Origin of the sequence: Clostridium nigeriense (genome assembly GCF_050585245.1) — a bacterium.
Lineage (GTDB): Bacteria > Bacillota > Clostridia > Clostridiales > Clostridiaceae > Clostridium > Clostridium nigeriense_A.
On sequence record NZ_JBNOOF010000006.1, the window covers coordinates 1 to 13,228 of the forward strand.

Sequence of the window (13,228 nt, forward strand, 5' to 3'; positions counted from 1 at the left end):
TTCTAATGTTACTAACTGCTCTTGAACTGGTACTTCTTGAGCAGTTCTTTCTAATTCATTAATTGCATATTCTAAAGCTTTTACATCCTTGTCATAGCAATCATCATAATCTCCCACCATAAAACTTTTTCTATCTTCTATTAGTTCTTTTAATTGATTAATTACTTTTTCTCTATTCATTTATACTTCCTCCTATTAATTCACCTTTACGCCATATTTAATAGCCATATCTTTTACTACAGCTAAATATATTTCTAATAATCTGCTATCCTCACCGATAACATCTAGTTTATTTAACTTATCCCTCTTGGATTTGCATACTCCTTCATCTGCCATTCTTCTACGCTTATTAGTTAGCTTTACAGATAATCTAGCACGTCCTCTTTCTTCTAAAATCTTGTAACTTTCTTCTCTTAAAAGGTTAATATGTTCATACCCACCTAGTTTTAAAGCCATTTTGCTTATTAAAGTAGATGTATCTTTTCTCCAGTTAGTAGAGTTAATAGCTACAATATCTCTAATTCCTTGTATCTCTTCTTTAGCTTCTTCAACTTCTGCTTTCAATCTCTTTTGCTCTAACTCATTATTCGCTAGTGCTTGAAACATCTTATTAAACATTTGAAGTTCTGGAGATAATTCAGAAGTATTAAGTGCTTGTCCTTTATTAGGATTAAAATAACTTTCTTCTAATTCTTCATAAACTTCCCACGCTTCATCTGTATCTAAAATCTTAGCGTGTCTTGCTGCTCCTCTGTCTGTCCATAAATATAAAACTGGTGCAAACTTTATAGGTTCAAGACTTTCAGTCGGTAAGCTATTTTTGAATTCTCTTAATGCTTGTCCTTCTAATTTGTAATAATGCTTTCCCACTATAAATCTCTTCTCATTTCTTGAATAATTCTTTTGAATGTTTCCTTCTTCTGTTCCAAACTCTTCTGCTAAAACCTTAGTTGTCATTATTCTTTGATTTTTAAATTCCATTGGTATTAATTTACTCATGCTTGTCCTCCTCTTCATAAAGTTAATTATGTTTACTAAATTTCTTTAAGGCTTCTCAGCCTATTCTTCATAAGTTAATTATTAATCTTCTTCATCTTCATCTTCGTCTTGATAAGCTATATCTGATAAAATATCAAAGAAGATTTCCTTTCTCCTTGAATTTTCTTCTTCTGTTATATTTGGCTTTGTAATTAGTATCGTAGGCATAATATCACCTCTATATTTTCTATGAATTATGCTTTTACACTATTCTTCTTTTTTGCTAGCATTTCTATTTCAGCTAAAAGTTTTTTTTGCTCTGCTAAGATTTTTGAATTATTCATAGTTTTGTCCCTCCTTATACATTTTAAAAATTTCTCCAACATCAAGTTGGTACAACTCTGCAAGCTTTTCTGCTACCTTCTGTGTAAGATTAACTCTTCCACCCTCAATATCATTTAGATGTTTGCCACATATCCCAACTGTATCTGCAACAAAATTTCTTCTCAATCCTCTTTTGTTTCTAAGATTTCTTAAGTTCAATTAACTCACCTCCTTGGCTTGGTTTTATTCTCTCACAATTTGTGAGAAAAAGAAAATTTGATTTAAGCTTGTACAATAAAATTAACTCTTTATTGCTAAAATTTTCTTTAAGTTCCTCGAAATTTCTCACATTATGAAAGAAAATAATATTAAATTCTCTTGAAATGTGAGAATTTTTAATGTATTATATATATGAGGTGAAATTAATGAGTAACATATTTGCAAACAAGCTTAAAGAATATAGGAATAACCTTTCTTTAAGTAGAGGAGAAAAGGTTGGACAGGTTCAACTAGCATTGGAATTAGGAATAAGTAAAGGTAATATAGGTAATTTAGAATCTGGGAAAAGACTTCCTTCTAAAAAGGTATTGTTAAAATTAGCAGAACATAGTGGTAAATCTATAGATTATTGGATGGATGGTATAGAAGAATTTGAAGCACCAAACTCTGTAGATCTTGTATTGGATAAGATGATTGAAGAAAGATTAATAACTAATGAAAATTTAACTGACGAAGTATGGGATATAATAAAAAAAGCAGTAATATTAGAAATTCAAAGGAAATTAAAATAAGGAGTTTTTATATGAAGGTTGCTATTTATTTAAGAAAATCAAGAGCAGATGAAGAGTTGGAAAAAACAGTAGGCCAAGGCGAAACTTTAGCAAAGCATAGAAAAGCTTTGCTAAAAATAGCTAAAGAAAGAAAGTATGATGTCACAGAGATAAAAGAAGAAATAATCTCTGGAGAGAGTTTATTCCATAGGCCTAAAATGATTGAGCTTCTAAATGAAGTCGAAAGTAAAAAATATGAAGGTGTTCTTGTTATGGATATGCAAAGATTAGGGCGCGGCGATATGCAGGACCAAGGCATAATTTTGAAAACATTTAAAGAAAGTAATACCAAAATAATAACACCACAAAAAACATATGATTTAAATAACGATTTTGATGAAGAATATAGCGAGTTTGAAGCTTTCATGAGTAGAAAAGAATTAAAAATGATTACTAGACGTATGCAAGGTGGTAGACAACGTTCTGTCGAAGATGGTAATTATTTAGGTACTAACCCACCTTTAGGTTACGATATAGAAAAAGTAGGCAGAATAAGAACCTTAAAACCTAATGATTATGCAGATGTAGTTAAATTAATATTCAAAAGATATACAGAAGGATACGGAACAGGAATGATTGCTCAAGAGCTTAATAGTTTAGGGTATAAATCGGCTACTGGAAAAGAATTTGAGAGAACAGCAGTTTTATTTATATTGAAAAATTTAGTTTATATAGGGAAAATTACTTGGAGAAAGAAGGAACAAAAAAAATCAATAACTCCTGGGAAAATAAGAGATACAAGAACTAGAGATAAATCTGAATGGATTGTAGTAGATGGTAAGCACCCAGCTATAATAGATGAAAATACTTTTTTCACAGTTCAAAAAATGCTTGAAGAAAAATATCATGTACCATATCAGATTGTAAATGGCATGGCCAACCCTTTAGCTGGCGTTGTTATTTGTGGTATGTGCGGTAGTAAAATGATATTAAGAAAATACGGTAATAAAGCCCCTCATATAATGTGCACTAAAAAATGCGGTTGTAAATCAAGCCGATTTGATTATGTAGAAAAAGCAATTTTAGAAGGTTTATCTGATTATTTAAATCAAATGGAACTCGTTATAAAGAAGAAAGATATTACTGATGATACTGAAATTTATAAAAAGCAAATTGAACTATTAACCAAAGAATTAAATACATTGAAAAAGCAAAAGAATAATATTTTTGATTTATTTGAACAAGGTATGTATGATGAAAAAACTTTTATAGAAAGATCTAATAATGTTTCTAACAGAATAGATAGTACAGTATCTCAATTATCTTTATTGCAAGAGAAAATTGAAAAAAAGAAAAAGAAAGAAATATCAGCAAAAGAAATAAAAGATGTTATAGATGCTTATGAATTCTCTAGTATTGAAGTAAAAAATAAATTATTAAAAAGCGTCTTATATAAAGTAGAATATAAGAAAAATAAAGAGCAAAAAAATGATGACTTTGAAATAAATCTATTTCCTAAAATTTATGTATAACATGATGATGTTATTTCATTTCCTTCTTTATCCACTCCAATTGGATCCTGTAAAAATACTTCATTTTTTTGCTTTTTATTATTTCTAAAAAGCATTAATATTTCATTTTCAATACATCTTGAAGCATAAGTAGCCAACCTAGTTCCTTTCGATGAGTCAAAAGAATCTATGGCTTTTATAAGTCCCACTGTTCCTATAGAGATTAATTCATCTATATCCTTATTAGGGAAATTATATTTTTTTACAATATGAGCTACTAGTCTTAAATTTCTCTCTATTAATATACTCTTTGCTTCTTTGTCTCCATCTTTTAGTAATCTTAAATATCTTTCCTCTTCTTCCTCATCTAATGGTTTAGGAAATGTATTATTTCCCGTAATATAACCTGTTAAAAATACTGAATTACATAATAGCTCTATAATATTAGATAAAAAAAACACAGAACTTCCTCCTAGTAGTGCTTATTATATAATATGATAAAATTTAAAAATATTGCTTCCATTTTTTAAATTTATTCTTTATATAATACGTATGAAATATCACATTAAATATAATTACCAATACCTAAAACTTCTTCAATATAATATTTCATAATAAAAAACTACTGCTAAAAATTAATCTAATATTAACTATCTATTAAGTTTTATTTAGTAAGCTCTGTTACAATATCTCTAAATATAGGTGCTCCAGTGTTTCCTCCACCTAATTCTCTGCCATCAGGATGCTTTTCACCTATATTAGGAGCAATAACTACTATTGTATATTTTTCTCCATTTAATTCAAAATATCCAGCAAACCATCCATGGTTAGTGCCACCGCTTCCAGTAGATGTTCCTGTTTTACCCCCAATATTTACCCCCTCTACTTTTGCTTCGAATCCTGAGCCTTCCCATATAACTTTTGACATAGTTTCTTGTGTAAGTCTGGCTGCAGTTTCACTAAATATTCTAGTTTCATTTTTTTTAAACTCATCAACTACTTCATCATTATCATCAACAATTGCTTCTACAATACTAGGTTTAATATAAATACCATCATTTACTACAGTATTATATAATCCTGCCATTTGTACAGGAGTTACCACTACTGTTTGACCTATTGAAATATTATTCATACTATTTTCTAATGTAGGTTTTACACCAGATGCCTCATTTCTATTTTCGCCTTTTATATTTAATACAGGCTTAAATAACCCCATATTACTCAAATAATCTATCATATCACTATATCCTATTTCAGAACCAACCTTTGCAAAAACATCATTACAAGAAACCTTTAATGCATCTTCGACAGATAATAACCCATGAGCGTAAGGCTTACCATCCTTTGTGCATATTTCTCCAGTACACAAGAACTCATCAGTTGGCCTTATTAATCCTTCATCTAATGCTATAGCTTCTGTGATTACTTTGAAAATAGATCCTGGTTCATATCCTAATTGACCAATTCCTAAATTCACATTAGCTTGAGTTTCATCTTTCTGAACCATTGCTCTAATTTTACCTGTTTTCGCCTCTGATACTACTACTCCAATATTATTTAAAAATGAATAATCATCTTCATTTAAAATATCTCTAATTGTATTTTCCCATTCTGAATTAATTGTTAACTTTATATTGTTATTATTTGATGAAATTACTTCTCCATCTCCATAAATAGACTTTTCATTTAAATAAAACTTTGCAGTTGGATAAGTATTTTCTTTTATATAGGAATCTAAGTCATACTCTAATGAATCTTCTACTACATTTTCTTCCTTTATATCTGATAAAAAATTATTAGTTTTCCAAGCTTCATTTCTATCTATCTCATCATATATGTATGTATATATTCCTTTAATATTTTCTAGTTTATTAACCTTATTATAAGTTTCTTCACTAACTGTATAGTATATTTTCCCTTCTTCTTGCATAACATCTGAATAATTAAAATCTGGATTTTCAGACTTCATTATAAAATTTAATGCCATTAAATCCTCTAATGTTTCCTCATAATTATTTAACATAAATGGCTTAGTATCTAAAACTACAATATACTTCTTATCATAGTTCATTAAATCTTTACCATTAGTATCAAATATTCTATAATTCATTTGAGATAAATTTTCTGATTGATAATTTTCTATTTCTCCCGCAACTATTAAAGATGGATGAATCTGAAGAAAGTATAACCTAACTATTAACATTACTATTATAAGCCCGTATATTCCACTTATAATTGCTATTCTATTTAAATTTATTTCATTCTTTTTATTTATCAAAAAAACACCTCCCTAGGATTAATTCTAGCCTAGGAAAGTGTTTTTTATACAATTTTTTCTATTTTAAAATATCTTTAATCTTTGTTACAAGAATATCTATTGCAACTTTATTTTGTCCACCCTCAGGAACTATAATATCTGCATATCTCTTAGTTGGCTCTGTAAACTGTAAGTGCATAGGTCTTACAACTTCTAAATATTGATTAATTACCGAATCAACAGTTCTGCCTCTTTCATTTATGTCTCTAACTAATCTTCTTAATATCCTTATATCAGCATCAGTATCGACATAAACTTTGATATCTAATAAATCTCTTAATCTTTCATCCTCAAGAACTAAAATACCCTCAACTATTATAATGTTTTTAGGTTCAACTCTTACAGTTTCTTTAGATCTATTATGAATTGAAAAGTCATAAATTGGTTTTTCTATGGAAACTCCATTAATTAAATCTTGTAAATGATTTATTAATAAATCATTATCAAAAGCCTTTGGATGATCATAATTAGTTTTTACCCTTTCATCCATAGATAAATGACTTTGATCCTTATAGTACATATCTTGTTGTATCATTGCAATACATTCATTTGAAAAACTTGAATATATAGCATCTGCAATACTACTTTTCCCTGATCCTGTTCCACCAGTAATACCGATTAGTATTGGCTTTTTCATTATAGTTCCTCCTTCTTATGTTTAAAGCTCTAAAACTTTCTTTCCTTTTATTAACATATCTTTCTCTTTCAATGGAGTATCAACTTTTACTTTAAATACCATATGAGCTCTATTAGCTACATCTGTTTTCTTATTTTTCTCCATATCAAACATATCATTAAGCTTAACATTAAAGTATGGTGTATGTGCTCTTAAAACTTCTACCTCATCACCTTCGAAAACTCTATTTTTTTGAAGAATAGTAGCTTCCTTTGTTTCTTCATCATAGTTTTGTACTATACCAACTATATCATAATCTCTTACGTATGATGATACATCATATGTTTGTTCTCCCATTTTTCCGAAGAAAAATCCTGTATGATATTGTCTATGACTTACTTTTAATACTGTATCTAACCATTCTTGTTTAAATTCATATCCTTCTGGATTATCAAAATATGCATCTAGAGCTTCTCTATAAGCTTTTACTGTTGAAGCAACATAAAATTCATTTTTCATTCTTCCTTCTATCTTTAATGAATGAACTCCACTTTTTACAATTTCAGGTATATGCTCTATCATACATAAATCCTTTGAATTCATTATATATGTTCCATTATCATCTTCTACTATAGGATAATATTCACCTGGTCTTGTTTCTTCAACTATATAATACTTATATCTACAAGCATTTGAACAAATACCTTTATTTGCATCTCTTCCTAACATATAATTAGAAATTAAACATCTTCCTGAGTATGCTACACACATAGATCCATGTATAAATACTTCAAGTTCACAATCTTCAGGCGTATTTTGATTTATTTCTGTTATTTCTTTAAGTGTAAGTTCTCTTGCTAAAACTATTCTTTTTACACCTTGCTCATACCAGAATTTAGTTGCCATCCAATTTGTTATGTTTGCTTGAGTACTTAAATGGATTTCTAAATTTGGTGCTGCAGATTTTGCTGCTGCTACTATTGATGGATCTGCAACTATAATTGCATCTACTCCTAAATCATATAATCCCTTTATATATTCTTCTACACCTTTTAAATCATGATTTCTTGGAAAAACATTCATAGTTACATATAATTTTTTTCCTCTATCATGGCAGTATTTTATACCCTCAGCCATTTCTTCATTAGTAAAATTATCAGAAAAGGCCCTTAAATTTAGCCTACCTCCACCTATATATACAGCATCTGCTCCAAAATCTATTGCTATTTTTAATCTTTCTAGACTTCCTGCCGGTGCTAAAATCTCTGGTTTTATCATATCTTTACCTCCTTTTAGTCACTGCAATTCCATCCCCCATTGGTATTACAGACGTAATTAAATTTTCATCCTTAGATACTAACTCTAAGTACTTTCTCATTCTCTTTACTATAGTTATTTTTCTCCTCTTTACTAAATCATTAGATGCAACCATACCTCTAAATAATACATTATCAGCTACAATAATTCCATCTTCTTTTAATAATCTTAGACAATGAGGTAAAAAATGATTATAGTGTCCTTTACCAGCATCCATAAAAATTAAATCATATGGTTCCTCTAAACTTTCTAAAATTTCAAGACAATCCCCTTCTTTAATTTCTATTTTATCTTCTAAATTATATTTTTTAAAGTTTTCTTTAGCATATTTTATCATATTTTCATCACGTTCTATTGTAGTAATATCAGCTTTAGCTCCTGATGATTCATACATTAAAATTGCTGAATACCCAATGGCAGTTCCAAGTTCTAATATTCTTAGAGGCTTTTTCATACTAACCATAAACTCTAAAAATTTTGCAGTTTCCTTTTGAGCTATAGGAACCTTATTTTCTTTTGCAAATTCTTCTAACTCTCTAAATTTTTCAGACGCTTCTGGTATTAGACTTCTTATATATTCTTCCATATAATCATAAGTTATTCCACTCATGTAAATCCTCCAAATATTTAATTTATTATTAATAATCAAGCTCCTCTAATTTATTCTCAAAATCTTCATAACTATTTGTAAAATAATGACTTTCATCATCCTGAAGAACATAGAATAAATAATCAGTATCCTCTGGCTTTAAGCTAGCTTTAATTGATTCTAATCCTGGATTAGATATAGGTCCTACAGGTAATCCATAATTTTTATATGTATTATACGGAGAGTCTACTTCTAAATGTTTATATAGAACTATATCCACATGTTCTCCTAAAGCGTAAATGACTGTAGCATCAATTTGAAGCATCATCCCATCATTCAATCTATTCATTATAACTGATGAAATTAATGGTCTCTCGCTATCAAGTCTTGCTTCCTTCTCTATCATAGAAGCTATAGTTATAACAGTTTCTATATCCTCATCCTTAACAGTAGTATTAGTTTCCTCCATAGCCTTTTTAAACATTTCTTCAAATCTCGTTATCATCTTCGTTATTATATCTTTAGGCGTTTCTCCAATATTTATTAAATATGTATCTGGAAATAGATATCCTTCTAGATTATATTTTTTTTCGCTGTTTACTTTTACATAATTAGGTAACTCATATTCCTTAACTGCTAATATAAAATCCTCTTTACTACATATACCTTCTTCTTCTAACTTTTCACCTATATCTTCTATAGTATAACCTTCTGGTACTGTAAAATTAACTGTATTTAATGAAGATTCACTAGTTAAAGTTTCTATTAATTTATCTAAGGATATATCCTTTTGTAAAACATATTCTCCTTGTTTGACTTCTATATTTTTATCTAAAACCTTAACATATGTTTTTATAAAGGGAACACCTCTTAACTTACCTCCATTTGATAAAGATTCTATTATACTATAAAAGCTATCACCTTCATCTACTTTTATTACAATATCATCTGAAGTCTTTAAAGGTTTCTTTATTACATTTATAAATGATATTAAAAAGCTTATAAATAATACTACAATAATTATTACGGGAACCGTTTTTAAACTTAACTTTTTCATAAAAACCCCCTACATACAAAGTAAATAGCCTATTTAGGCTATTTACTTTATTATAATACTTTTCTTTTTAATTATAAAGAATTTTACCTATTTTTTGCTTCTGCTTGATATTCTTCTTCTTTCAGCAGAATCTAATATTCTCTTTCTCATTCTTATATTTTCAGGAGTAACTTCTACTAATTCATCAGAATTAATAAATTCAAGACATTGTTCTAATGTCATTTGTCTTGGTGGAGTTAACTTTAATGCATCATCAGATCCAGATGCTCTTGTATTTGTAAGCTTCTTACCCTTACATACATTAATATCTATATCTTCAGCCCTAGAACATTCTCCTACTATCATTCCTTGATATACAGGAACTCCAGCTCCTATGAATAAGGTTCCTCTTTCTTGAGCATTTACTAATCCATAAGTTATAGCATCCCCATCTTCAAATGAACATATAGATCCTCTACTTCTTCCTGGAATTTCGCCTTTAAATTTATCGTAGCCGTGGAATACATGGTTCATTATGCCATTCCCCTTAGTATCAGTCATAAATTCATTTCTAAATCCGATTAATCCTCTTGCTGGTACTATAAACTCAAGTCTAGTATATCCATTAACGGCAGATGTCATATTTACCATTTCAGCTTTTCTAGGTCCAAGTTTTTCCATAACAGGTCCCATGAATTCTTCAGGAACGTCTATAGTTAAATATTCCATTGGCTCTAATTTCTTGCCATTTTCTTCTTTAAATATAACATTTGCTTTTGAAACTTGGAACTCATAGCCTTCTCTTCTCATAGTTTCAATTAATATAGATAAGTGAAGTTCTCCTCTTCCTGAAACTTCAAAGCAGTCTGATGAAACTTCATTAACCCTTAAACTTACGTTAGTTTCTAATTCTTTTAATAATCTATCTCTTAAATGTCTTGATGTAACAAATTCACCTTCTCTACCTGCAAAAGGAGAATCATTTACCATAAAGTTCATACTTAATGTTGGTTCATCAATTTCTACAAATGGTAATGCTTCAGGATTTAAAGCATCAGCTATAGTTTCTCCAATATTACAATCTGGAATACCACTTAATGCAATAATATCTCCTAAAGCTGCTTCTTGAGCTTCTTCTCTATTTAATCCATTATATGTAAAAATACTTGATACTCTATAATTTGCTGTGCTTCCATCTTGTCTTACTAAAGCAACCTGTTGATTCTTTTTAACTCTCCCTCTATGAATTTTACCGATTGCTATTCTTCCTACATACTCATTAGTGTCTAATGTAGTTACAAGCATTTGGAAAGGACCATCTATTTCCCCCTTAGGTGGCTCAACATTTTCTAATATTGTTTCGAATAATGGTACCATATCATTATTTGTATCTTCAACATTATATCTTGCAAAGCCTTCTCTTGCAGAAGCATATATAATCGGGAAATCTAATTGTTCATCATCAGCACCAAGTTCAATAAATAATTCAAATACTTCATCTATAACTTCTTCTGGTCTTGCATTTGGTTTATCTATTTTGTTTATAACTACTATTGGTTGTAATCCAAGTTCTAATGCCTTTTTTAAAACAAATTTTGTTTGAGGCATAGGTCCTTCATAAGAATCTACAACTAACAATACTGAATCAACCATTTTAAGAACACGTTCAACCTCTCCACCAAAATCAGCATGTCCAGGAGTATCAACAACGTTTATCTTTACTCCGTTATACATCATAGCAGTGTTCTTTGAAAGGATTGTAATTCCTCTTTCCTTTTCTAAATCATTAGAATCCATAACTCTTTCTTCAACTTTTTCATTGCTTCTAAATACATGACTTTCTTTTAATAAAGCATCTACTAATGTTGTTTTACCGTGGTCAACGTGAGCTATTATTGCAATATTTCTAATATCATCTCTACTAATTAAATTCATTTAATTTCCTCCAATGTGGTTTTTTATATAATGTAAACCTATAAATTATTTTTTCCAAAATAAAATTGGATACGGTTGTATCCAATTTTTTTAAAATTATTTAAACTATAATCATTCTAAGATTATTATAAAGAAATGTCAACCTCTCAGATTATATTTCCATTATTATCGGTAGAATCATAGGCTTTCTCTTAGTCTTTTCATAAAGATATGATCTAAGTTCATCTCTTACTTTAGCTTTTAAGCTAGCCCAATCTGTTATGTTACTTTCTTCACATTCTCTTAATACATCCTTAACAATATCCTTGGCCCCATCCATTAATCCTTCTGATTCTCTAACATAAACAAAACCTCTAGATATAATATCAGGACCTGCAATAATAGAGTTATTTTCTTTAGACAAGGTTACAACAACTGTTAATATACCATCTTGAGATAAATGCTTTCTATCTCTTAATACTATATTTCCAACATCACCAACACCTAAACCATCAACAAATACTTGACCAGCATTTACTGACCCACTTCTTCTAATATTATTCCTAGTAACTTCAATAACTCCACCATTTTCAGGTATTAATACATTTTCTTCAGGTGTTCCTAAAGATATGGCTAATTCACCATGTTGTTTTAAATGTCTGTATTCTCCATGAACAGGAATAAAGAACTTAGGTTTTACTAAAGATTGCATAAGCTTTAATTCTTCTTGACAAGCATGCCCAGAAACGTGTATTTCCGCTAATGATTTATATATAACTTCAGCACCCTTTTGGAATAACTGATTTATTACTTTAGAAACTAACTTTTCATTTCCTGGTATTGGAGTAGCTGAAATAATAACAGTATCTCCTTCTACTATATTAATCTTTCTATGTTCAGAGCTTGCCATTCTAGCAAGTGCTGACATTGGTTCTCCTTGACTTCCTGTAGTTATAATAACTACCTTATCATTTGGATATTTGTTAATTTGATCTACGCTTATTAATATGTCTTTTTCAAACTCTAAATATCCAAGCTCAGCAGCAACAGCAACTATATTTTCCATACTTCTTCCTGAAACTGCTACCTTTCTATCATATACACGGGCAGCATCTATTATTTGCTGTATTCTATGAACGTTTGATGCAAAGGTTGCTATTATAATTCTCCCCTTTGCTTTAGAAAATAGCCTTGCAAAACTTTCTCCTACTACCTTTTCAGACATAGTATATCCTGGCTTTTCAACGTTAGTTGAATCAGCCATCATAGCTAATACACCTCTTTTACCTATCTCTGCAAACCTTGCAAAATCCATCGGTTCACCATCTATAGGTGTATAATCTATTTTAAAATCTCCTGTGTGTAATACAACTCCTAGTGGAGTGTGTATCGCTATTGCAACCGAATCAGCAATAGAGTGATTAGTTTTTATAAACTCTACAGATACTGAATTCAATTTTATAACATCTCTTGGTTTTACTCTAACTAATTCTGTTGAGCTTAATAAACCGTGCTCCTTAAGCTTTGTTTCAACAATCCCAAGAGTTAACTTTGTTCCATATACAGGCACATTTAATTGTCTTAATACATATGGTAGTGCCCCTATATGATCCTCATGGCCGTGTGTTAAGAATATTCCTCTTATCTTATCCTTATTTTTTAATAAATAACTTATATCTGGTATTACTAAATCAATACCGAACATATCTTCATCTGGGAATTTTAGTCCACAATCTATAACAACTATATCATTTTTATATTCTATTACTGTTATATTTTTACCTATTTCATTAATTCCCCCCAAAGGAATAATTCTAACCTTTGCTTTTTCATTTTTCAATATGTCCCCTCCT

The 13,228-nt window shown here is 29.5% G+C and carries 13 protein-coding genes and 1 pseudogene; 2 read left to right on the forward strand and 12 right to left on the reverse strand.

From position 1 onward, the window contains the following. The 4 genes from ACQPUY_RS10435 to ACQPUY_RS10450 all read right to left on the reverse strand — a co-directional run. Window positions 1-180, reverse strand: a 180-nt coding sequence (locus ACQPUY_RS10435; RefSeq protein ID WP_430841165.1) for a hypothetical protein, incomplete at its 3' end; no start/stop codon positions are given. 15 nt (window positions 181-195) lie between these two features. Next, window positions 196-999, reverse strand: coding sequence for an ORF6N domain-containing protein (locus tag ACQPUY_RS10440; protein ID WP_430841166.1), 804 nt, complete (start codon window positions 997-999; stop codon window positions 196-198). An 81-nt stretch (window positions 1,000-1,080) separates the two neighbouring features. Then, window positions 1,081-1,206 (reverse strand): hypothetical protein, encoded by a 126-nt coding sequence (locus ACQPUY_RS10445; RefSeq protein WP_430841167.1) that lies wholly within the window; start codon window positions 1,204-1,206, stop codon window positions 1,081-1,083. A gap of 108 nt (window positions 1,207-1,314) precedes the next feature. Then, a complete protein-coding gene (locus ACQPUY_RS10450; RefSeq protein ID WP_430841168.1) occupies window positions 1,315-1,521 on the reverse strand; it encodes a helix-turn-helix domain-containing protein in 207 nt (68 codons plus the stop codon). A gap of 206 nt (window positions 1,522-1,727) precedes the next feature. Here ACQPUY_RS10450 and ACQPUY_RS10455 point away from each other — a divergent pair, with 206 nt between their 5' ends. Beyond that, complete coding sequence (locus tag ACQPUY_RS10455) at window positions 1,728-2,093, forward strand: helix-turn-helix transcriptional regulator (RefSeq protein ID WP_430841169.1); 366 nt, start codon at window positions 1,728-1,730, stop codon at window positions 2,091-2,093. A gap of 11 nt (window positions 2,094-2,104) precedes the next feature. After that, window positions 2,105-3,604 (forward strand): recombinase family protein, encoded by a 1,500-nt coding sequence (locus ACQPUY_RS10460; protein WP_430841170.1) that lies wholly within the window; start codon window positions 2,105-2,107, stop codon window positions 3,602-3,604. 11 nt (window positions 3,605-3,615) lie between these two features. Here the strand turns inward: ACQPUY_RS10460 and ACQPUY_RS10465 are convergent. The 8 genes and pseudogenes from ACQPUY_RS10465 to ACQPUY_RS10500 form a co-directional block, all read right to left on the reverse strand. After that, a pseudogene (locus ACQPUY_RS10465) lies at window positions 3,616-4,044 on the reverse strand (sigma-70 family RNA polymerase sigma factor); the annotation flags it as partial. A 203-nt stretch (window positions 4,045-4,247) separates the two neighbouring features. Then, complete coding sequence (locus tag ACQPUY_RS10470) at window positions 4,248-5,789, reverse strand: penicillin-binding transpeptidase domain-containing protein (protein WP_430841389.1); 1,542 nt, start codon at window positions 5,787-5,789, stop codon at window positions 4,248-4,250. Window positions 5,790-5,922: 133 nt separating this feature from the next. After that, window positions 5,923-6,540 (reverse strand): uridine kinase, encoded by a 618-nt coding sequence (gene udk, locus ACQPUY_RS10475; protein ID WP_430841171.1) that lies wholly within the window; start codon window positions 6,538-6,540, stop codon window positions 5,923-5,925. Between the two features lie 21 nt (window positions 6,541-6,561). Continuing rightward, the gene (locus ACQPUY_RS10480; RefSeq protein ID WP_430841172.1) at window positions 6,562-7,797 is read right to left on the reverse strand and encodes a peptidase U32 family protein; all 1,236 of its coding nucleotides are present in this window, start codon (window positions 7,795-7,797) and stop codon (window positions 6,562-6,564) included. Window positions 7,798-7,801: 4 nt separating this feature from the next. Continuing rightward, entirely contained in the window at window positions 7,802-8,446 is a 645-nt protein-coding gene (locus ACQPUY_RS10485; protein WP_430841173.1) for an O-methyltransferase, read from the reverse strand. Between the two features lie 28 nt (window positions 8,447-8,474). Then, window positions 8,475-9,482, reverse strand: coding sequence for an endolytic transglycosylase MltG (mltG, locus tag ACQPUY_RS10490; protein WP_430841174.1), 1,008 nt, complete (start codon window positions 9,480-9,482; stop codon window positions 8,475-8,477). 87 nt (window positions 9,483-9,569) lie between these two features. Beyond that, window positions 9,570-11,396: a translational GTPase TypA gene (gene typA, locus ACQPUY_RS10495; protein ID WP_430841175.1), complete on the reverse strand. Its 1,827-nt coding sequence runs from the start codon at window positions 11,394-11,396 to the stop codon at window positions 9,570-9,572. A gap of 151 nt (window positions 11,397-11,547) precedes the next feature. After that, on the reverse strand, window positions 11,548-13,215 hold the full coding sequence (locus tag ACQPUY_RS10500) for a ribonuclease J (protein ID WP_430841176.1): 1,668 nt from the start codon (window positions 13,213-13,215) through the stop codon (window positions 11,548-11,550). Window positions 13,216-13,228: the final 13 nt, after the last annotated feature.